The sequence below is a fragment of the Rhizobium sp. 862_C5_N1_2 genome, from assembly GCF_051811205.1.
GTDB classification, from domain to species: domain Bacteria; phylum Pseudomonadota; class Alphaproteobacteria; order Rhizobiales; family Rhizobiaceae; genus Rhizobium; species Rhizobium leguminosarum.
Genome location: NZ_JBPWPT010000002.1, coordinates 724,006 through 746,395 on the forward strand (window position 1 = coordinate 724,006; position 22,390 = coordinate 746,395).

A 22,390-nucleotide genomic window follows, 5' to 3' on the forward strand; every position below is an offset into this window, starting at 1 on the left:
CCTCAAGCAGCATCGCAGCACCTTGCATCGCGATAGTGCAGCGTTGCCGACCGAAGCGCCTCTCGATCGAAATATTTTCGTAATTGCGAGAGCGACTTGATTGCGCTGTATCGATCAACCTCCAGAAAAATTCGCTTTCGAGGAGCGGGGCGGTAGTTCGAATCCCTTCAAGAGCAGGGACCCCAATCAACACCTACTGTTCAGTCTCATCGTCGGCGATTTTGCGCAAGAGATACAACAACGCGATGCGTTCCGCCGGATTGAGACGCGCGACAGTTTTTTCACTGATGAGGTAGGCTTGCGGATACATGTCCTGCAGCAGGGCTTCCCCCTTGGGCAGCAGAGAGATCACCACCTTGCGGCCGTCGGCCTCGTCCTTAGAGAGATCGATCAGTCCGCGGGCCTTCAGCCGCTCGACGATGCCACGGATGGTCGCCTGGTCGACGGACGTTGCCTTCACGAGCTCGACCTGCGAGCTGGGACCGAGATCGTGCAGCGCGCACAGCGTCACGAACTGCACCGACGTCAAGTCCGGATCGCTGGCATTGGTCTGGAAAATCGACAGATGGCGCTGATAGGCCTTGCGCAGGAGATGCCCGACTTGCTCCGTCACTTGGTAGCCATTTTGAGGCGCCGGAGCTTCTGGCAGCTGTTCGGTCTCTTTTGCGGTCATCGTCGATGTGGTCCATCAGTTACGGCGTCTTTGGCGGGAATGCAGGAAACACCACAGCATGTTGCGACGGTCAAGGCGTGGCACACCGCAACCCGCTCCGCGCGATTTCACGCGGAGCGGCTGGCAAGCCCGGTTATTTGAAGTTGTGCTTCATTTCCTTCACGGCGATGTCGCCATCCAGAACCATTGGCTCATCATCGAGGAACAGCGAGCAACCGCGCATTGGGATATCCAGATGGCACGCGGTGTCGTTCGGGCCGCCGAGCTCGTTGTTGGGGCCGGTTGAGAACATCACGTTGCCGTAGAAGGAGCGTGCCTCCATTCCCATGCCACCCGGGAATTCGCCGGGTACCATGCGATGCCACTTAGCGTTCTGATTGAGACCCCAGCCGACATGGCTCATGCCCATGCCACGCGGGTCGTTGAAACCATCCATGTAGGACTTGACCAGCTCGGCATCGAGGCCGCCGCGAATATCGGTGATCCATCCGTTTTCAATCGTGTAGATGATCGGGTCGCGCACGTAGATGTTCTGTGGCAGCAGGATGTCGCCCGGAGCAACGACGATTGTCCCGTCGACGCCATCGTCGTCACCGCCGGTGAAGACAAAGCCGGACGGCCAATGATCCCAGCGGCCCGGCTCGTCCGTGCACGCATATTCGGTAATGGCGGGATAGGTGTTGAGCTTGTAGGTGACGTCCGTGCCGTGCGGAGAGGTGATCCGCATCACTTTCGCCTTGGACAGCAAGTCTCCGGCAAATTCGACGCGCTCGCGCAGTTCCTTGGTCGGCAGCATGCGCGCCAGAATTTCTGGCGGTTCGACGGCGGTCAGGATACGCGTGCCGGCCGCCTGGATCGCCATCTGCTCCGGGCTGAAGAGCAGGAAGATGCAGTCGATCAGCATGTCGGCAGCCTTCAGGGCCTCCACCGCATCCGGCATGGCTGCGAGGCCCGTCTGGCCGACCGCCCAGGCACCTGCCGGTGGCACCGGCGGCAAACGCATGTGATACATCTTGGCGCCAAGACGCATGCCTGCCGCCATGAAGGCGTCGGCGTAATCGAGGCGCTCGCTGCCCTGGGTCAGGACGATGAGTTTTTCGCCCTCGTGGACACCCGACATCTTCAACTGATGCAGGCAAATTTCCGTGAAACTGAATTGATCCATGCTCGTTCCCCTATCTTGTTTGAAGGCTTAGGTTTGAAGTCTGGGGCGTTTCCCCCAAATTATGCGCGGTCGGACCTGACTTTGGCGATTTCCGCGATTGCCTCCTCCCTCGAAACGACATCGCCATATTTGCTGTCGATGTCGAAGAGATTGGCATTGTGCGGATCTGGGTGCCGGTCGCCAACGCACTCGCGCACGACGATGCCGCGGAATCCATGCTGGACCGCATCCACGGCAGTGGCGCGAATGCAGCCGCTGGTCGAACAGCCGGCCATGATCACCGTGTCGATCCCCTGCGCATGCAACTGGGAGGCAAGACTGGTGCCGAAGAAGGCGCTGGCATATTGCTTGACGATGACGAGTTCGCCGCTGGCAGGCTCGACACCGTCGCAGAATTCGGCCAGCACGTTGCCTTCGACCATTCCTTTCATGACGGGCGACTTCTTCACCCACATCCCGCCATCGGCGCAGTCTTCCGCAAGATAGAGGATGCGCGTATGGATGATCGGGATGCCGGCCTCGCGGGCGGCATCGATGAGCGCCGGCGTCTGCGCGACCGCGTCAACCACGCCAGGGGCGTAGAGAGGCGCGCCCTCGGTGGTGTACCCCTTTAGGAAATCGATGACGAGGAGGGCAGGGCGCTGGCCGAAGCCGATGCGGTTGCCCCAGACGCCCTGATAATTGCTTTGCGCGCTCTGCATGATCGGCCCCTCTTCAGTATGCGCCCGACAGAAGTGCGCCGGCGCCTGGCACGACGGCTTCCAGACCGAGCTTCTTGAGCATGCAATAAGTGGTCGCGACGGCGGCGGTCAGTACCGGTTTGCCTGTCATGGCTTCGACCTTGGCGATGACGGGCAGCGATGGCATCTGCACACAGGCCGATAGCACGATCACGTCCACATCGGTCAGGTCGAGCGTCTGCACGATCGCGGGAAGATTTTCCGGGTCGTGGCGCGCCACATCCAGATTGTCGGGGATCTCGAGTGCCCGCCAGTCCACGACCTCGAAGCCTTCCTCGCGAATGTAGTCCACGACCAGCTCCGTCAGCGGTTTCATATAAGGAGCGACGACGGCGATCTTCCTCGCCTTCATCACCTTCAGGCCCTCGATCAGGGCGCCGGCACTGGTCACGACGGGAATATCAGTGCCATTCTCCTGGGTGCGACCCATCAGGCGCTTCTCCGACTGGCGGTGATAGCCGAGGCCCATCGCCATGATGGCGACCAGGCACGCGTATCCGAGAACATCGACGCGGGCGTCGGAGAGCTCGACGGCGCAACGGTCGGATTCGGCGTCCATTGCCGCCAGTTCTTCCTTCACCACTTTCTTCATCCGCATGCGGCTGGAGTGGAAAGTGAAGCGCTCGGGCCGGATGGACTGGCGTGCCGTCAGCATGGCGGGAATTTCGGTCTCCATCGTCGTGTTGGAGCTTGGAACGATCTGGCCGATACGGTAATACTTCTGCACGGGTGAAATCCTTTGCTTCGCAAAAAAAACGGCTCTCAAACAAACGGCGGTGGATCATCGCCCCACCGCCGCTTCAATCAACGGGAGAGAAAATCTCCAAGCGCGGCAAAGAAGCCGTCGAAATCATCCCATGGAATCATATGCCCTGCATTTGGCACCCGGGTGATTTCCAGCCCCGGATAAAGCGAGCGGGCCTCGTCCACGTCGACGCTTTCGATCACGCCGCCACGGCCGGCGACCATCAACATGGCCGGCTGCTTGAGCTTCGACAGATCCGGAAAGATGTCGTCCTTGTGGAAGTCCTCGAAAGCGGTGACGATCGCGGGCTCGTAGCAGCTGTGCAGCCATTCGGCGCGCAGCTTCAGTTGCTCGTCGGTCCATGACGGGCAAAACGCCTTCATGCCCTCCGCGTCGATGCCCTTCAACGCCAGGCGGATGCTGTCGACATACCAGGTCAGCTTGCTCGGGTAGGCGCGGCGTCCGGGGCCGGAGACCGGCGGATCGATCAGCGCCAGCCTCGAAAACGCCTCCGGCGCCGCAACGGCGGCTCGGATGGCGATGCGCGCGCCCATCGAATGGCCGAGCAGGGCGGGAGTAGCAAGTCCAAGTGCCAATGCGAAGCCGACGACGTCGGCAGCCATGGCGTCGAGGCCGTAATCGAGGTCGGGGCCAGTCGACGACAGGCCGCGGCCGCGTACGTCGATCACATATACGTCGTAACGCTCGGCCAACCGGTCGGCGACGAAACCCCAGGTGATTGCGGGGCTGGTGATGCCCGGGATCAGGATGACCGCAGGGCCTTTGCCGCCATAGCGCAGATAGTGCTGGCGGATGCCGTTGGCGAAGACATTCGCCCCGTACAAGGCGCCGCCGCTCATGCCGCAGTCTCGCTCTTCAGGGGGGCGGCATAGATATCATAGCCGTAGACCCAGGCCGGATCCTCCTGTTTGAGCAGGAAAGTGTTGGCGTTCGAAACGCTCTGGACACGCGTCGCGCGATCGCGGCGGTTGGTCTCATACAATCCGAAAGCGGTGCGGAAGTCGTTGACGCCGGTTTCCTGCAGGCAGCGGGTCAGCATGGCGGCGTCTTCGATCGCCATCGCGGCACCCTGCGCCATATGCGGTTTCATCGGATGGCACGCATCTCCAAGCAGCACAAGACGGCCCTTGCTCCAGAGCGGCAGCGGGTTACGGTTGAACAACGGCCATTTCGTCACCCCATCGGTGCTTTCGATCAGCGCCTGGATGATCGGATGATAACCCTCGAACGCCGCCGCCATCTCGTCGCGGCTGCTGTCGACGAAAGCCGAATCGAATTCCCAGGCCGGATGCGGAACGCCGGTGACATAGTAATATTCGTCGCGCCGAGCCGTCGTGTAGTAGACCATCATATGACGGTCCGGACCCCACCACTTGACGCAATCCTCGAATGTCAGATCGTATTTCTTCAGTTTGTCGGACGAGATCAGGGCGCGATGCCCGACCCAGCCGCTGTAATTCGGCTTCTCTTCGCCGAGCAGCGTTTCGCGAACGCGCGAATTGATGCCGTCGGCGCCGATCACGATGTCGGCGCGTATCGAGGTTCCGTCTTCGAATTCGATCAGCACATCGGTGCCGCTATCGTCGAGGCGAGCCAGCTTCTTGCCGAAATGCAAGGTGCCTGGCTGCAACGCATCGCACTGGATGGCCTGCAGGTCGCCGCGGTGAACGGTGCAATAGGTCTGGCCGTAGCCTTCAAGCGAAACCCGGGCGGTGTATTCGCCGGTAATGCCGTCGCGGCTGAACCAATGGCTCGGCGTGCTGCTGATGCCGATCACCTTCTTGTCGACGCCGATGCGCTCGAAAATCTTCAGGACGTTCGGCCCCATATGAATGCCGGCGCCCAGGCGCGAGAATGCCGGTGCCTGTTCATAGACGTTGACGTCGAAACCTGCGTGTTGGAGCAGCGCACCCGCGACAGCGCCGCCGAGGCCGGCGCCGATAATCGCGATCTTTTCTTTTCCATTAGACATAGCGACCCTTCTTAGCTGTCTTTCGACGCATTGTTCCCACGATTGGAGGCTTGGCAAAAAAAGTCTAGCGCATACGCTCTAAATTGCAATAGCGAGGTTCTGATTTTTATTAAGATGACACAAAAATCGCCTTGCCAATTGGATATACTAGCAAAATCCCGATGGTGAAATCCGACTTGTCTTTTGTCATTATAAAGCGTATGCACTTCTTAATAATAAAAGGGGCAATAGATGCGAAGAGTCGGTGACTGTTGCATCGTTATGGTTTGCGGACGTCCGGGCGATGTCTGCTGCGTAGCGGTACGGCCGATGGAAAGAGGCGAGGTCTGTGTTTCGTTCTCCGGGGCGGAGGGCCTGCTTTGACACTGCCAGTTTGCTTCAGTTTGAATGTGAACGATGCCGTCGAGAGCGTCGAAGCAAGCCCGGAAACACCCCTTCTCTATATCCTCAGAAACGATCTCTCCCTCAACGGCCCGAAATACGGTTGCGGCCTCGGTGAATGCGGCGCTTGCGCCGTTCTCGTCGATGGTCGCTCCGTGCGCTCCTGCACCGTGCCTCTGGGTGCCGTCGGCACCCGCCGCGTCACTACGCTTGAGGGTCTCGGCACGCCCGAGCATCTGCATCCAGTCCAGGCGGCGTTTATCGACGAGGCCGCCGCTCAATGCGGATATTGCCTGAACGGCATGATCATCGCCACCACAGCCCTGCTCAATCGCAATGCCGATCCCGACGAGGACGCGATCCGCGAGGCGTTGCGCCATCATCTGTGCCGTTGTGGAACGCACATGGAAATACTTGCCGCGGCCAGGCGGGCGGTCGCCTATTCCAGGGCCGAACGGACGCGACGATCCACGCCGGACGATATCTCACCAAAAGCTGCGAAGGAGGTCTCCCCATGACCGACCACCGCCAAATGCCGAAATCCGCCTATATGTCGGCCGCCGACATGCTGCTTGTTGTCAACGATACGCGGCTTGGCGACGGTGCGGAACTCTACATCGCGGTGGGCGCCGATAGCCGTGTGACTGCGTTCAACGGACATGTTGATCTAGGGACGGGCATCCGCACCTCTCTGGCGCAAATCGTCGCCGAAGAGCTCAGCATGCCGTTCGAGCAGGTGGACATGGTGCTCGGCACGACCTCCGCCGCGCCCAACCAGGGCGCGACCATCGCCAGCGAAACGATCCAGATCACCGCGGTGCCGCTGCGCCAGGCCGCCGCCACCGCCCGCCATCATTTGCTCGCCAAGGCGGCTGAGAAGGGCGGCGTGCCGCTTGAGCGGCTGCGGCTGGAAGACGGCATCATCCGTGCCGATGGCGGCGAGAACTGGCAGCTCAGCTTCGGTGACATCGTCGCCGGCAGCCATGTCAGGCTGTCGATCGATAAATACGCGGCCCTTAAGCCGGCCTCGGACTATAGAGTGGTCGGCTCGTCGCGGCCGCGCGTCGATATCCCCGAGAAGGCCACGGGGCGCTGGACTTATGTGCATGATGTGCGCGTGCCGGGCATGCTGCATGGCCGCGTCGTTCGCCCGCCTTATGCGGGGTTCGATCACGGCGATCATGTCGGAAACAGCCTGATCTCCATCGACGAAACATCCGTTGCGCACATCAACGGGCTGGTCGGCGTCGTCGCCCTCGGCGATTTCGTCGGCGTGGTCGCGACCCGCGAGGAAAACGCCATCGAGGCGGCCAAGAGCCTGAACGTCGTGTGGCGCGCGCCGCCCGAGTGGCCGGATCTCAACGCGCCGGAAAAGGCGCTGCGCGCCAATCCGTCGACTGCGCGCAGGCTTGCCGATCTCGGCAATGTCGATATGGCCCTGGCCGGCAGTGCCCAGCCGATGAACCGCACCTATGTCTGGCCATACCAGATGCACGGCTCGATCGGGCCGTCCTGCGCGGTGGCCGATTACAACGAGGGCGGGCTAACGGTCTGGTCGGGGACGCAGAACCCGTTTCCCATGCGCCGCGATCTGGCGCTGCTGCTCGACATGCCGGAAGAGCTGATCCGGGTCGAGCGGTTGGAGGCGGCTGGCTGCTATGGCCGCAATTGCGCCGATGACGTCACGGCCGACGCGGCGCTGCTGTCGCGCGCCGTCAAGGCACCTGTCCGGGTGCAGCTGACGCGCGAGCAGGAACATGTCTGGGAGCCGAAGGGCGCCGCCCAGGTCATGGATGTGCGCGGCGGTATCGACCTGGAGGGCGGTCCGTCCGCCTATGATTTCGAAACCCGCTATCCCTCCAATCTGGCGCCGACCCTTCCCTTGATCCTCACCGGCAAGGTGCCGCCAGTTTCCGACGTCGTGCAGATGGGCGATCGCACCGCCATCCCGCCCTATGCCTACGGGAACCTCCGCGTCACCGTGCACGATATGCCGCCGATCGCGCGTGCTTCCTGGTTCCGTGGCGTGTCGGCAATGCCCAACACCTTTGCGCACGAATGCTACATCGACGAACTGGCAGCCGCCGCCGGCGTCGATCCGGTCGAGTACCGGCTTCGCTACCTCCACGATCCGCGCGCCGTCGACCTGGTGCATGCGCTGGCCGAGCGGGCGAAATGGGTGCCGCATACGACATGGGGCACGCTGGGTGGCGAGGGCGACCTGCTCTACGGACGCGGGTTTGCCTATGCCGTCTACATCCATGGGCCGTTTCCGGGCAAGGCCGCCGCCTGGGCCGCCTGGGTCGCCGATGTCGCCGTCAACAAGAAGACCGGAGAGATCGCGGTCACCAAAGTGACCTGCGCGCAGGATTCCGGGATGATGATCAATCCCGACGGCGTGCGCCACCAGATCCACGGCAATATCATTCAATCCACCAGCCGGGTGCTGAAGGAAAAAGTCGAATTCTCCTCGACCGCCGTGCAGTCGAAGGAATGGGGCGGCTATCCGTTGATCACCTTCCCCGAGGTGCCTGATATCGACGTGCTGATGGTGCCGAGGCAGGACGAGCCGCCGCTCGGTGTCGGAGAATCCGCCTCCGTTCCCAGCGCCTCGGCCATCGCCAATGCCGTTTACGATGCCACCGGCATTCGCTTCCGCGAACTACCGCTGACGCCGGAGCTGGTACTCGCCGCGCTGAACGGCAAGACGGATGAAGCGCCGGCTGCCCCGGTGGCGAAGAAGCGGAAGTGGTGGAACATCGGTCTGTCGGCCGTCGGTGCCGTCGCCGCTTTGTCCGGTATCGTCACAATGGCCTCGCCTTGGCGTTCTGCTATCGGCACTATTCCGCGACCCGATGCCAACGTCTACAGCCAGGCCACCATCGAACGCGGCAGGCTTGCGGCCGCGGCCGGCGCCTGCAATGTCTGCCATGTCGGTGATGACGGCACACCCTTTGCCGGCGGCCGGCGCTTCGACACGCCGTTCGGCGCCGTCTATGCCACGAACATCACCCCGGACACTGAAAGCGGCATCGGCGCGTGGTCGTATCCAGCCTTCGAACGGGCCATGCGAGAGGGCGTCAGCCGCGACGGCCATCACCTCTATCCCGCCCATCCCTACACCTCGTTCGCGGGCGCCGAGGAAGCCGATCTTCAGGCACTCTACGCCTACATGATGACGCAGGCGCCGGTCGCCGAAAAGGCGCCGGAGACAAAGCTCAAATTTCCCTACAGCATCCGCGCGATGATGGCGGGCTGGAATGCGCTGTTTCTGAAAGCTGAGCCGTTCAAATACGTCGAGACCCGTGGTGCGCAATGGAACAGGGGCGCCTATCTCGTCGAGACGCTGGGTCACTGTTCGGCCTGTCACACGGACCGAAATGTGCTGGGCGCGGAAAAGAGCGGCAGCGCCCGGCTCTCCGGTGGCTTTGCCGATGGCTGGGAGGCGCCGGCTCTCAATGCCTTCGCCAAGGGCCCTGTCAGCTGGACGGCGGACGCCTTCTACGACTATCTGCGCACCGGACATTCGCGCGATCACGGCAGTGCCGCCGGCCCGATGGCGCATGTCGTCGAAGTCATGCAGCCGCTGCCGGATAACGATATCCGTGCCATGGCAACATATCTCGCCAGCCTCAACGAGGCCCCCGCCGATAGCAACGCACAAAGCGAGGCCGCCATTGCCGCAAGTGAAGCGGCCAAGGCTGTCGCCGCTCGGGTTTCGCCGAAGGGCGAGCGGCTGTTCAACGGCGCCTGCGCCACATGCCACACCGGAAACTCGATCCTGTCGTCGCTGGCGCTCAACAGCAACCTGCATGCGGCGACGCCGGACAATCTCATCCAGGCGATCCTGAACGGTGTCGAGGCGCCGGCGATTCTGGCGCAGACCACCGGCCGTGAGGCCCCGGAAGTAATGTCGATGCCGGCCTTTCGCCAGACGCTGAACGAAAGCCAGATCAAGGATCTTGCCGACTATCTGAGAGCGCGTTTCGCGCCCGACAAGCCGGCCTGGACGGAAACGACCAACGCCATGCAACGCGTGACGGCGGCAACCCACTAGGGAGCAGACGATTGGAGCAGATCCGAACCGGGCAGGACATCGATCGCCGCGACTTATTCGAGAACCCGACAACAGCGTTCCGACCGTCGGCCTACTGGTTCTGGCATTCGATCCCGACAGAGGAGGTCTGCCACGCGCAGCTTGCCGATTTCAAACAGAAGGGGATCGGCTCGATCCTGATCCAGGCTCGGCTTGCGATGTCGCGCGACGACTACCTGTCGCCGGCCTACCTCGTCGCCTATCGCGCTGCGGCCGGCATCGCCGCCGAGCTGGGGCTGAAGCTCGGGATCTACGACGACTATAACTGGATCAGTGGGCACGCCGGCGGCCGGACAGTCGTGGACCGCGACGACCTGCGCGAGCGCCATCTGTTCTGGATGTCCTCAGGAGATCCGCGGGGTGAGATCAGTGGCATTCATCCGCCTTTCACTCGGAAGATGGGATCGGACATTTTCGAGTGGCAATATGAAGGCGGTCGGGTCGAGTGGTGCGAATGGATGGTCGCGTCGGCCCTGCTGCATTCCTCCGGTGAGGTTGGCAGTCTGGACGAGATTGTCGATGTGACCACGCAGACATCAGTCGTTAGAAGCGACGGTGTTTCCTGCACCTACGCATTCGACGGGGAGATTAAAGACGGCCAGACGATAACGGTATTCATCAGCGCGCGCTCCACGACGTCTCGGTTGATCAACTACCTCCTGCCGGAAGCCACGGAGCGGTTTATCGACGTCGGGCTCGATCCGCTCGTCGAAGCGCTTGGTGATCTCGTACCTGATCCCGTCGGCTTGGTCTTCTATGACCAGCCGGCGGCCGGCTTTTACAAATGGGATCAGATTTCGGGCAGTCTTGGCAACAGTCTGCTATTTGCTTCGACGCTGCCGGATGCCGTTTTGCAAAACACGGGCCAGCCGTTCGCCAAGACGCTGCTGGCGCTGCTGCGCAATGTCGGGCCTGACACCTTGCGGCTGCGCGCGCAATTTTATGCCGCTTATTCAGCCCTGATGAACGATGCCTTCTCGGGCACGCTGCGTCGATGGGCCGAACGCAAGGGCATCGCACTCACGGGGCACGAAATCCTGCCGCATATCAGTTCGTGGGCCTTGAACGGGGGCTTCACCAGCATTGACCCCAGGGTCGCGCTTGCCGTGGATTTCTTCGGCATCGATGCCTACAGGCATGAGACGACGGTCGACTCCAACAATTTCGTCGCACAGCTGGCGCCCAAGCTCGGCGATTCCGTTGCCCGCTCGAATGGCCGCAGCCGCTGTGTCGTCGAAACCTATGCCAGTGCCGAGCGAACGCCGGTGCGCGCCGCCGGGCAATGGGAACTGACGCTGGAGACGATGCGGGCGCAGGCAATCCGGCTTTATTGCCTCGGCACTCGCCAGTTTCTATGGCACGGCGTCTACCAGACGGATGGACGCGACAACGATCCGACGCCCTTTACCAATCCGCGTTTCGATTTCGCGCCGGGCATCAACTTTGAGCCCTGGTGGGGCTATCATGACCTGTTTTCGCAGGAGACCGCGCGTATCTCAGCCTTCATCGAGCCGGCCACACCCCGCACCCCGGTCGCAATCCTCTATCCACTTCATACCGCCTTCGCAGAAGGCCCACGCCACGGCCATGCCACTCACATCGGTGCATGGTGCGAAGGGCTTCTGGCCAGGCGCTGCGACTTCATGTTCGTCAGCGAGGCCGATCTGGCCAAGGCGAGGATCGAGGACGGCCAGATGCTGGTCTCGGGGCTGGTCTTCGATGCCCTGATCCTGCCATCGGTGACCGTGCTGGAGACGAAAAAAACGGTGCGGGCACTGGAGACCTTCCGCGCCGCTGGCGGTGTCGTCTGGTCTTCCGGAGATCGCCTGTCGACCGTTTGCGATGCCACGGATCCTGTGGCTGCGGTGGCGTCGACGCATATCGATCGGATGCCCGGCGGCAGCGATATCGACGCGCTGCTGGCAGCGCTTCCGCCGTCCGGTCCTGTCATCACCGGCCATCCCGCGGACCGGCTCTGGCAATGGGCCGGATACGAGGACAATGGCTGGTGGCGGATCGTTCTCTTCAACGATGGTGAAGCCGCGCTGGAAAGTGAGATTTTCTTCAATGACGGTTTCGACTGCGAAGTCTGGTCCGCCACGACAGGCAAGATCGAGGAGGCCGCTGCCTTCAGTCAATTGACCGTCACGCTCGAAGCGCAGGAAGCGCGCTGCCTCCGCCTGCGTCAGACAACGCATGGGGGCGCAGGCGATGGCCATCTCTCGAACCAGCCAGCGCTTGACCCCGCGCGCGCCGTCTCACTTGTCGATGGTTGGAGTTTTGCGCCGGCGGCCAATGCGGCATTCGTGCCGATTTCGGTTGAGACCGGATGGGAGACGCAGGGATTTGCCGATTTGTCCGGCACCGGGATCTACCGGCTGGCGCTGGAGATCGGCGACGAGGCCGACTGGTTTCTCGAGTTGCCTGACGTCGCGACCGTGGTCGCCGCCAGCCTGGACGGCCGGCAGATCGATCGGCGGGGCTGGCGGCCCTATCGTTTTGCGCTCGGCCGGTTGCGTCCTGGCGTCCATTCGCTCGAGTTGCGCGTCGCCAACACGGCGGCAAACCGATATTACGCCAACACGCCTTATCTCGGCGATACGGCCGACAAGAGCGGCCTGTCCGCAGTACCGAAACTTATTCCGCTGACACACTGACCGGAAGTTACAGAGCCATGCTACAACATTCGACAATCCCCCTGATGCGTGCCTGGAACAGCTGGTCAAGCCGGCCGGCCGAAATGGTCTTCCTGCCGCTCGGCGTGCGGATCACGCCCGTTCTGTATTCAACGCGTAGCAGGACGACCTCCGCGATAGAGCCGCGGCGCGACGCCGTTCGCCTCGGCCGTCACACCATTGACGGCTCGTTGATCGAGCTGGAGACAGACCTCAGCGGTACGACGGTCTCGTTTTCGACGACCAAGACCGACCCCTTCGCCGTACGCGGCAGGTGGACCGGCAAGGTGTCGGCCGAATGGGGGCTGCGATTTTGGGTGACGCTGGCGATCTCCTCCGATGGCGGTGAGGTGGCGGTCCATGATGCGGCACGCAACATTACGCTGCTGAAGGTTGGCACGCGATTCGTGGCGGTCGCGACCGCCGAGGCGCCGGTGCACGTCACCGGCCACGACACGATCGACGCGCTGCGGGCGGACTTCGAGGAGAACGGCTATTTCTACACCGCCACGCGCAAAAACGAAGCGCCGGTGATCGCCCTGCGCTTCAATCTTGAGATGATGCGCCAGGGCGCCTATGCGGCGGGCGTCGCCGACAGCGCCGAGCTCGCGATCGCAAAGGCGAAGGCCTGCCTTGCGGCCGGCGCGCCGGCTGAGCTCGCCGTGGCGCAGACCGGCCTGTTCGAGGGCGCCCTCGACGCAATGCGCGACGTGGTCGCCTGGAACACCATCTGGGACGAGACCAACGCGCGGCCCTATACGGCGGTGACGCGGATTTGGAATCTCGGGAAATTTGCCGTCTGGTTCAACGACCAGATTTTCGCGGCCCTTCTCGCCGGCGTGTTCGACGCCGATCTGGCGCGCGAAAACATGGCGACCGCCATGGCCGGCGCAACGCCGCAGGGCAACATCGCCTGCATCGTCACCTCCAACGATGCCTGGGTCGATCGCACCCAGCTGCCGTTCGGCGCGCTCGTCGTCTGGCAGCTCTACCAGCGGACCGGCGAACGGTCGATGATCCAGGCAAGCTACGACGCGCTGGTGCGCAATCGGCGCTGGTGGCAGGACAATCGCGATCCCGATGGTTTCGGCCTGCTGTCCTGCGGCACCTCTGATGTAGGTGAGGGCCTGTACAAGGGGACTGCCTTCGGCGCGCGCAACGAGACCGGCATGGACAACTCCGCGACGCATGACGAAGCGATCTACGATCCCGTCACCCGGACGCTCTCGACCTTCGACCTCGGCCTCAACTGCGCGGCCGCTCTCGATGCCGAAATGCTCTCAAAAATGGCCGTCGTGCTCGGCAAGCATGACGATGCCCGCCAATTCGCCGCTTTGGCCGAACGCCACCGGACGCTGATCTCGGAAACGCTCTGGGATGAAAGTCGCGGCATCTTTGCCAATCGACAGCGCCGCGGTGGTTTTGTCCGATCGCTGTCGCCGACCAGCTTCTATCCGCTGCTTTGCGGCGCCGCGACGCCGGCTCAGGCGGCGCGTCTGCTCGAACATCTGAGCGACGAGACCACTTTCGGCGGGGACTTCGTGCTGCCGAACGCGACGCGTGACGATCCGGCCTTCGCCGACAACGTCTACTGGCGCGGCCGCATCTGGCCGAATGTCAACTACATGGTCTGGCTCGGCCTGCGTCGCTACGGCTTCACGGCCGAAGCGAGCAAGCTCGCCGGCCAGAGCTACGACCTCTTCATGAAGAACTGGCGCGAGGATCGCATCGCCTCCGAAAACTACAACGCCGTGACCGGCGAGGCACTGGACCAGGGTGACACCGACCCGTTCTACATCTGGGCCGCCATGCTGCCAATGATGGCAACCGGCGAAATCGTCGAATTTGATCCGTGGACGGGCTGGACAGTGCGCAACACCGGCCGCGACCTGGCGCTAGGGCCAATGTTGTCGCCATCGGGGACTTTGCATCTGCAGGTCGAGGCCGCTGCTTTGTCGATGACGCTCAATGGCCGCGTGATGTTGCGGACGGACCTGCAAACGACGCTTTCGCGCATCGTCATGAGCGATGGACGACTGGCCTGCACCATCGCGCCTGTTGCCGCAGCTGGCTACATCGATCTGCCTCGGTTGGATATCGGCGATGTCCTTGCTGTTCGTCTCGATGGGCGGGGGATCGGCTATGTTGCAAGCGCAGAAGGCATACGCCTCACGATTGCCGAAAGCGCGCAGGACCGCCGACTCGACATCTATTTTTCCGCTGCAGACGCAAGGTAGCGCTTGACACCTGTCAATTCGTCATTAATAGTTTGTATGCAAATAAAAAAACAAAAAGACTGATTTCAAAGATCAGAGGGTTTGAACTAAAGGTCCACCGACAATCGAATGATTTAGGTGGGTCATTATCGAAGTACGGCACCGATATCTCGGTTATGAAGTCATGTTCCGCTCTTTGCGGCGCAGGCTTTTGCTCGCCTGGAAATCATGCGCCTCGAGCCTTCGCTCTCCTCTGGTTATAGTTGGTACACAAATTAGTTGATGTGCATTTGGCATGTCTTCTGTTTTCGGCCTTGCCGATCCGTTGAGGTCGCTGACCGCGGTCACGATCGTCCATAACTGTGTATGTTCAAGAGGGGTGCCACAATGACTGAACTCACCAGACGCAACACGATGAAATTAATGTCCGCGGCGCTTGTCGCTGGCGTCAGCTTCTCTAGCCTCCCGCGCAAGGCTTTTTCGGCGGGCACCATCACGGTCCTGAACTGGCAAGGCTACGGAACGGACGAAAAATGGTCTGTCGAGGCTTTCGCGGCAAAGACCGGCATCACGGTCGTTCACGACTACTATAGCTCGGAATCGGAAATGCTCACCAAGCTGCGCACCAATCCGGGGGCTTATGATCTCGTTATCCTCAACGCTGCGCGTTGCGCCCAGGCGGTTGCCGAAGACCTGCTGCAGCCGATCGATTTCAGCAAGGTTCCAAACGCCTCAACGGTCGATGAGACCCTCCGCGCCAACCCGAACTTCAGCAAGGACGGCAAGGGCTATGCCGTTCCTTGGGTCTGGGGCATGACCTCGCTTGCCATCCGTGAAGGCATGACCGTTCCCGACAGTTATGCGGTCCTCGCAGACCCGGCCTATAAGGGTCGTGTTGCCATGGACGACGACGCCATCATCAATGTCGGTGTCGGCGCGCTGATGAGCGGGCAGGACATCAACGATCCCAAGGATCTGGCTGCTGTCACGGCCGCGCTGAAGTCCATCAAGCCGAACGTCAAGTTGCTGTGGTCGACGGAAGACCAGTGGAACAAGTCGTTCGCCGCCAAGGAATTCGACCTGTCGCTGTTCTGGTCGGGCGGTTCAGTACGCTCCAAGCGCGTTTCCAAACTTCCCGTTCAGTTCGTAGTGCCTAAGGAAGGCGGCGTCGGTTGGGTCGACGGTCTCGGGATTCCGTCATCGGCGCCGAATCCAGAAGGTGCTCTTGCCTTCATCAACTGGATGATCGATCCGACATTTTATGTCGAGTGGGCAACCAAGATAGGGGCGCCCGCCTCGTCGAATTCGGCAGCCCTTTCGGCACTCCCGGCCGACGATCTCACGCGTTTGGTGCACAAGACCGAGTACTTAAAGACGACGTCCTTTGTCTCGGGCATTCCCGACGACCGCCGTGAAGCCTTCAACAATATCTGGCAGGAAGTGAAAGCCTTCTATGCAGAATGATCGAGTGATTTCAGCGTCAGAGCGCGGACCTTCGGGTCCGCGCAGCCGGCGCCCGCTCCCCCCATGGATATCGACGACGGCACTGCTGCTGCCGACCTATGGATGGCTGACACTTGCCGTTTTCCTGCCGCTGCTGACCATGCTCGTGTTCAGCTTCATGTCCGCGACACCGATGGGCAAGGCCCCGATCGTCTTTACGCTGAAGCAGTACCGCGCGTTCATCGACCAACCCTATCTGATCGGGATCGGCATCACGTCGCTGCTGATCGGCTTCTGGACGACGCTGTTCTGCGCCGTGCTGGGTTTCCTGGCGGCTGTGGCTTTGGTCCGCTCGACCTTCGGCAAGACGCGTGAGATGTTGTTGATCCTCATTCTCCTGCCATTCTGGACCAACGGTCTTGTGCGCGTCTTTTCGTGGACCATGGTACTCCGGGAAAACGGCTTCCTTGACAATCTCCTGCATATGATCGCGCCCGATGCCGGATCGATCGGTTTTCTTTATACCCGCTATGCCATCGTGGTCGGTCTTGTTCACGGCTATCTGCCCTACATGATCCTGACTTGCTACATCGCGCTTGTGGCTATCGATGACGCGATCATTGAGGCTGCATCGAGTCTCGGCGCGCGCTGGTGGACCATTTTGTTCAAGATTTTGGTGCCGCTCGCCGCACCCGGCCTGATTTCTGGCTCCGTCCTGATCTTCATTCCGGTGATCGGCTCGTTCATGGAACCGCGCATCCTGGGCGGACGTGTCGGCGTCACCATGGGAACGGTGATCGAAGACCAGTTCACGCAGGCCTTCAACTGGCCGCTAGGCGCATCTTTGTCCTTTACGCTTCTGGCCGTCGTGCTCGCCATTTTCGCAACCTTCTCCGGCGCTCTGCGCCGTGGCACGGTAGCTTGAGGAGAGGATCATGAAACCGCTTGGCCGTATCTATCTCATTGCGATCCTTATCTTCCTCTACACGCCCATTCTCGTGATGATGGCAATGGGGTTCAACGCATCGCCGCTCTATGAACTGCCCTTCAGTTTCTCGTTGCAATGGTATCAGGCTCTGTCGAGCAACACCGTGCTTCTGACGGCTGGCCTGAACAGCATCGTCATCGCCACGATCACGGCAGTGCTGGCGACGGCGCTTGGGACCATGGCTTCGGTGGCGCTGTCGCGACGGACATTCCGCGGCAGGAGCCTGCTGCAGCTAATGCTACTGCCGCCGATTGCCATTCCGTGGCTGATTACCGGCACGGCGATGCTGATCTTTTTTTACTGGAGCGGCATCGGGCGTGGCATGCATGCCCTGCTGATCGGCCACGTCGCACTCGCAATCCCCTATGTGGTTCTGGTGGTCGGGACCGGCTTCCGTACTATTCGTGCCGATCTGGAAGAAGCAGCCATGAGCCTCGGATCCACACCGGTTCACGCCTTTTTCTCGGTGACATTGCCGCTGCTCTATCCGAGCATCCTAGGCGCCGCGCTGTTTGCCTTCGCGGTTTCGCTCGACCAGTTCGTGATTTCCTACTTTCTCGCAACGCCCGGCTACACCACGCTGCCGGTGCAAATCTACTCCTCGATCCGCAAGGGCTTCACCCCCGAAATCAACGCGATCTCGACCGTACTTCTGCTCGGCTCGATGACGATCATCCTGATTTTTGCGCGTTTCGCCAAGCCTGGAGACACTCGTGACAAACGTTAAAGTCAATTCCGTCGCCAAGACCTACGGCACCACGCCCGTCCTGTCGGATATCACCACCGAGTTTCCCGAAGGCTCCTTCACCAGCCTTCTCGGCCCATCCGGTTCCGGCAAGACCACGCTTCTGCGCATCATCGCGGGCTTCATCAAGCCGGACCAGGGTATCGTCAGGATCGGCAACAACGATGTCACCGACATCCCTGTCTGGGGCCGCAACATTGGCATGATGTTCCAGTCCTACGCACTTTTCCCGCATATGACGATCGCCCAGAACGTCGCCTTCGGTCTCGAACGTCGAGGCATCAAGGGCGCCGCCGCGCGCAAGGAAGTTGATCGGGCTCTTGAGATGGTCCGTCTTCCCGGCTTCGGCGACCGCACGCCCAAGCAACTGTCCGGGGGGCAGCAGCAGCGCGTCGCACTGGCCCGCGCCATCGTCATCAAGCCGAGCGTACTTCTTCTCGACGAGCCGCTGTCGGCGCTCGATCGCCGCCTTCGCCAGGAGATGCAGGTCGAACTACTGCGCATCCAGCGTGAAAGCGGCCTGACGACGATCTTCGTCACCCACGACCAGGAAGAAGCGCTGACGCTGTCCGACAAGGTGGCCATCCTCGACAAGGGCCGCATCGTCCAGATCGGCGAGCCGGAAACCGTCTACGAACGGCCACTGACGCGCTTTGCAGCGGAATTCCTCGGCGATTCCAACTTCCTCACCGGGACGGTGGATAATGGAGCCGTGCGTCTGGCCGATGGGACGGTCGTCCGGACCACCGGGACGTTGCCATCAAGCGGATCCAAAATTACGCTCGCGGTTCGCCCGGAAAAGATGTCGATCGTATCTGGTCCGACGGACGGCAATAGCCTAACGGCACGCATCACCACGGTCATCTATGCAGGTCCCGTGCTTTCCTATCTGCTAGAGACTGCCGATGGCCTGCCGCTGAAGCTGTTTGCGCAGAACCGCGATGGGAAGATTCTGAGCGATGGAGACAGCATCACCCTGAGCTGGGCCCCGGAACACACCGTCTCGGTGGCCGACTGATCATGGCAACCGCGCCGCTCTCCAAGAATACGTTGCATGTCGTCATCGACATGCAACGTCTGTTTGCCGAGGAAACGGCGTGGCATACACCAGCAATCGCCGACATTCTTCCGAACGTGCTGGCGCTCAGCCAAGCGCGCCCGTTCGACACGATCTTTGTCCGATTTGTGGTTCCGCAGAACGCGGAAGATGCAAAAGGCCGCTGGAAGAACTACTATCGCCGCTGGTCATCGGTGACGCTGGATGAGCTCGACGCGACCGTGCTGGATCTGGTCGCGCCGCTGGCGGCGATCGCCGGTCCTGGCTCCATCGTCGACAAAGAAACCTATTCCGTCTTCGGTTCGCCTGGTTTCGCCCGCCGCTTGCAGAACTCGGGAACGGACACTCTGATTTTCTCAGGCGTCGAGACAGACGTCTGCGTCTACGCGAGCGTTCTCGATGCGGTGGACGCCGGCTACCGGGTCATCCTGGCCGAGGATGCGCTGGGAAGCGGTGACATGAAAGCGCACGCCATGGTAACCGAGATCTTGGTGCCGAGGCTTTCGGAGCAGATCGAAATCTTATCGACAGAAGCCATCCTGGATTTATGGCGAGACTGAGTTCGACAATGCGATTGCCAATCACGACGAACAGGCAGATTTGAGAGATCCGATGGATGTTCCCTTCAAAGACAAAGGCGGCCGCAGGAAGGCGGCACAGCCTAAGGTTCAAGGCCAGCAGGCCGAGTATGCGCTTGGCGAACAGATCGGCTTCTATCTGCGGCAGGCAAACCAGCGGCACGTGGCGATCTTTGCGAGCCTGATGGCGGAGAAACTGACCACGACCCAATGGGCAGCGCTGGTCAAGCTCAACGAACTGCAGCCCTGTTCGCAGGGCAATCTCGGCCGTGAAACCGCCATGGACATGGCGACAATCAAGGGGGTCGTCGATCGACTGGTGAAGCGCGGGCTGGTTCACACAGCACCCGACGCAACCGACGCACGGCGGCTGGTGCTGACGCTGACGCCGGACGGCGAGGCGACGGTGGCTCGCAACCTGTCGGTCGCACTGCAGATTTCGCAGGAAACACTGAGTAACCTGACGGTTGCCGAGCGCATGATGCTAATGGAACTCCTTCAGAAAATCTGCTGAGCCGACGCCTGCCGTAACCTCGGAGACTACCCATGTTCCAACTCAGCGAAGACGAAATCCCATCGCTCGTTGGCCAAATGACCGTCGGCGAAAAGGTCGCTCTACTGAGCGGACGCGGGCTGTGGAAAACGGCATCGATCGAAAGGCTCGGCATCCCTTCGGTCGTCATGACCGATGGTGCGTATGGCGTGCGCTATTCGACCACCCAGATCGATGCCGGCGACAACGACGAGGACAGTCTTCAGGCATTCCTCGATCTCGTCGGGCAACAGGGCGATGGGCCAGGCGGCATGTTCGGCGCTACCCGCCCGGCCACATGCTTTCCAAACGGCAATCTGCTCGGCTGTTCCTGGGATATCGATCTTGCCTACCGCATGGGGGCGGCACTTGCGGCCGAGTGCCAGGATTTCGGCGTTCATCTGCTACTTGGCCCCGGCATCAACATCCGGCGCACGCCATTGGCTGGGCGGGCCTACGAATATTATTCCGAGGATCCCGTCATCAGTGGTGAACTCGCTGCTGCTGTCATCTCAGGCCTGCAGGATCATGGCGTCGGCGCCTCGCTGAAGCATTTCGCCTGCAACAATTCGGAAATCGAGCGAACCACGACCAGTTCCGATGTCGACGAGCGGGCCCTGCGCGAAATCTATCTGGCGGGCTTCGAGCGGGCAATCGAAAGGAGCGCGCCGTGGACCGTGATGAGCGCCTACAATCCGCTGAACGGCATCCAGGCAGCCGAGCATCATTGGCTGCTCCGCACCGTGCTGCGCGAGGAATGGGGTTATGACGGGCTGGTCGTCTCCGACTGGCATGCGATCAAGGATCGTGGCGCCGCGCTCAATGCCGGCACCGAACTCGACATGCCGGAAAGCCAGCCGCGCAAGGCGCGCCTTCACGCCGCGATCGAAGCCGGCGACGTGCCGACTGAGTTGATCGATGCCGCCTGCGCCAGGGTTCTGGCGTTCGTGATCAAGTGCAAGATGCACGAGAAGCGCGGCACGGCGGCGGATCTCGACGCGCACCATGCGCTGTCACGCGAAATCGCGGCGGAATCGATCGTGCTGCTGCGCAACGTAGGCAAGGCGCTGCCACTTGATCCCGGCTGCCTGGGCGAGCTTCTCATCGTCGGCGATGGCGCTGTCATTCCGGTCATCCAGGGCTCCGGCTCGGCCACCACCAATCCTTATCGCGTCGACAGTCCCTTGGCTCAGATCGCCAAGCGGGCGGGAGACACCTTGACGGTGCGGCATCAGCCCTTCTCCTGCGCCGCGCAGGGGGACCTGTTGGCCTCGATCGAGGCGATCGTTGAGGCTGCGTCACGCGCCGATGTCGTTGTGGTGTTCGCGGAAAACGAGAAGAGCCGCCACGGCGAAGGCAATGACCGCGACACACTGAAGCTCGCCGCCAGCCACGACGCCCTCATCAAGGCACTGGCGTCAGCCGGTCGCAAGATCGTCGTCGTGCTGTCGATGCCGGATACCGTCGAGATGCCGTGGCTCCAGGATGTTGATGCCGTGCTTGCCAGCTTCTATGCCGGGCAGGGCGGCGGCGAAGCGATCGCCCGTATTCTGTTCGGCGAGCAGAACCCTTGCGGTAAACTCTCCGCCAGCATGCCCGCGCGCGTGAACGATATCCCAGGATGGCACACCTACCCGGGCGAGCACGGGCGGCATGTCTATAGCGAGGGTATTTTCGTCGGGTATCGGTTCTATGACTTAAAAGAAATCGTCCCCGCTTTCCCGTTCGGGCATGGGCTCAGCTACACCTCGTTCACGTATGAGAATATGGAGCTCGACAAGAGCGAGATCGGCGCGGATACGAGTTGCGCGGTGCGTGTTACTGTCCGTAACAGCGGATCGGTCGCCGGCAAGGAAGTGGTCCAGCTTTATGTGCACCCGCTTGCGCCCGGCCTGAAGCGGCCAATCCGCGAGCTCAAGTCCTTCGCCAAGCTGCATCTGCAGCCTGGCGAGACGAAGACGGTGAGCTTGACGCTGAGGCAGCGCGATTTCCGCTATTTCGATACGGCACGCTCCGCTTGGGTTCTCGATGCGGAGGCTTTCGTGATCGAAGCTGCGGCATCCTCCCGCGATATCCGCTTGTCAGTTACTCTGCCATGTAAATTGCCCGCTCCCGTGTTGCCACTGATTTCGCCCAATTCTCCAACAGCCCTCATCTTTGCCCACCCTAGGGCTGAAGCTGTTCTTGTCAGTTTCTTCGTCGCCAGGCTTTCGATCTCAAGTGCAGAAGCTACGGCGCTCCTTGCAAAAACGAAGGGGTCCTTTCTCGGATTCTACGACACTTTGAGCTGGTATGTCGGAGATAGCGTCAAAGAGACGGATATCGCCAAGATCTTTGCAGGGCTAAACGACAATTGACCTGAG

Annotated in this window: 17 protein-coding genes; 11 read left to right on the plus strand and 6 right to left on the minus strand. The window is 61.3% G+C overall.

Going from position 1 to position 22,390, the window contains the following annotated elements; all coding sequences use genetic code 11:
• Positions 1–193: 193 nt before the first annotated feature.
• From ACD590_RS27710 to ACD590_RS27735, 6 genes are all read right to left on the minus strand, one after another.
• Positions 194–673, minus strand: coding sequence for a MarR family winged helix-turn-helix transcriptional regulator (locus ACD590_RS27710; protein ID WP_018444500.1), 480 nt, complete (start codon positions 671–673; stop codon positions 194–196).
• A gap of 133 nt (positions 674–806) precedes the next feature.
• A complete protein-coding gene (locus tag ACD590_RS27715; protein ID WP_018444499.1) occupies positions 807–1,838 on the minus strand; it encodes a leucyl aminopeptidase in 1,032 nt (343 codons plus the stop codon).
• A 59-nt stretch (positions 1,839–1,897) separates the two neighbouring features.
• Positions 1,898–2,539, minus strand: a complete 642-nt coding sequence (locus tag ACD590_RS27720) for an N-carbamoylsarcosine amidohydrolase (RefSeq protein ID WP_018245262.1) — start codon at positions 2,537–2,539, stop codon at positions 1,898–1,900.
• Positions 2,540–2,552: 13 nt separating this feature from the next.
• On the minus strand, positions 2,553–3,305 hold the full coding sequence (locus ACD590_RS27725; protein ID WP_047620174.1) for a maleate cis-trans isomerase family protein: 753 nt from the start codon (positions 3,303–3,305) through the stop codon (positions 2,553–2,555).
• Between the two features lie 77 nt (positions 3,306–3,382).
• Complete coding sequence (locus ACD590_RS27730) at positions 3,383–4,183, minus strand: alpha/beta fold hydrolase (protein WP_130716200.1); 801 nt, start codon at positions 4,181–4,183, stop codon at positions 3,383–3,385.
• On the minus strand, positions 4,180–5,316 hold the full coding sequence (locus ACD590_RS27735) for an FAD-dependent monooxygenase (RefSeq protein WP_047620176.1): 1,137 nt from the start codon (positions 5,314–5,316) through the stop codon (positions 4,180–4,182). Before ACD590_RS27735 ends, ACD590_RS27730 begins: the two co-directional genes overlap by 4 nt.
• Positions 5,317–5,675: 359 nt before the next feature.
• Here ACD590_RS27735 and ACD590_RS27740 point away from each other — a divergent pair, with 359 nt between their 5' ends.
• From ACD590_RS27740 to ACD590_RS27790, 11 genes are all read left to right on the plus strand, one after another.
• Positions 5,676–6,215 carry a (2Fe-2S)-binding protein gene (locus ACD590_RS27740; RefSeq protein WP_245304544.1) on the plus strand — a complete coding sequence of 180 codons (540 nt, stop codon included), beginning with the start codon at positions 5,676–5,678 and terminating at the stop codon, positions 6,213–6,215.
• Entirely contained in the window at positions 6,212–9,754 is a 3,543-nt protein-coding gene (locus tag ACD590_RS27745) for a molybdopterin cofactor-binding domain-containing protein (RefSeq protein ID WP_130716199.1), read from the plus strand. The genes ACD590_RS27740 and ACD590_RS27745 overlap by 4 nt, the downstream gene beginning before the upstream one ends.
• Positions 9,755–9,765: 11 nt before the next feature.
• Entirely contained in the window at positions 9,766–12,450 is a 2,685-nt protein-coding gene (locus ACD590_RS27750) for a carbohydrate-binding protein (RefSeq protein ID WP_439003864.1), read from the plus strand.
• A 17-nt stretch (positions 12,451–12,467) separates the two neighbouring features.
• A complete protein-coding gene (locus tag ACD590_RS27755) occupies positions 12,468–14,705 on the plus strand; it encodes an MGH1-like glycoside hydrolase domain-containing protein (protein WP_130716197.1) in 2,238 nt (745 codons plus the stop codon).
• Between the two features lie 366 nt (positions 14,706–15,071).
• Positions 15,072–16,148 (plus strand): ABC transporter substrate-binding protein, encoded by a 1,077-nt coding sequence (locus ACD590_RS27760; protein ID WP_032981498.1) that lies wholly within the window; start codon positions 15,072–15,074, stop codon positions 16,146–16,148.
• On the plus strand, positions 16,138–17,052 hold the full coding sequence (locus tag ACD590_RS27765; RefSeq protein WP_112907577.1) for an ABC transporter permease: 915 nt from the start codon (positions 16,138–16,140) through the stop codon (positions 17,050–17,052). Before ACD590_RS27760 ends, ACD590_RS27765 begins: the two co-directional genes overlap by 11 nt.
• A 10-nt stretch (positions 17,053–17,062) precedes the next feature.
• Positions 17,063–17,842, plus strand: a complete 780-nt coding sequence (locus tag ACD590_RS27770; RefSeq protein WP_018245252.1) for an ABC transporter permease — start codon at positions 17,063–17,065, stop codon at positions 17,840–17,842.
• A complete protein-coding gene (locus tag ACD590_RS27775) occupies positions 17,829–18,878 on the plus strand; it encodes an ABC transporter ATP-binding protein (protein WP_018245251.1) in 1,050 nt (349 codons plus the stop codon). The genes ACD590_RS27770 and ACD590_RS27775 overlap by 14 nt, the downstream gene beginning before the upstream one ends.
• Before the next feature lie 2 nt (positions 18,879–18,880).
• Positions 18,881–19,477, plus strand: a complete 597-nt coding sequence (locus tag ACD590_RS27780; protein WP_018245250.1) for a cysteine hydrolase family protein — start codon at positions 18,881–18,883, stop codon at positions 19,475–19,477.
• Positions 19,478–19,529: 52 nt separating this feature from the next.
• Positions 19,530–20,009, plus strand: a complete 480-nt coding sequence (locus ACD590_RS27785) for a MarR family winged helix-turn-helix transcriptional regulator (protein ID WP_018245249.1) — start codon at positions 19,530–19,532, stop codon at positions 20,007–20,009.
• A 32-nt stretch (positions 20,010–20,041) separates the two neighbouring features.
• On the plus strand, positions 20,042–22,384 hold the full coding sequence (locus ACD590_RS27790) for a beta-glucosidase (protein ID WP_439003865.1): 2,343 nt from the start codon (positions 20,042–20,044) through the stop codon (positions 22,382–22,384).
• Positions 22,385–22,390 lie beyond the last annotated feature (6 nt).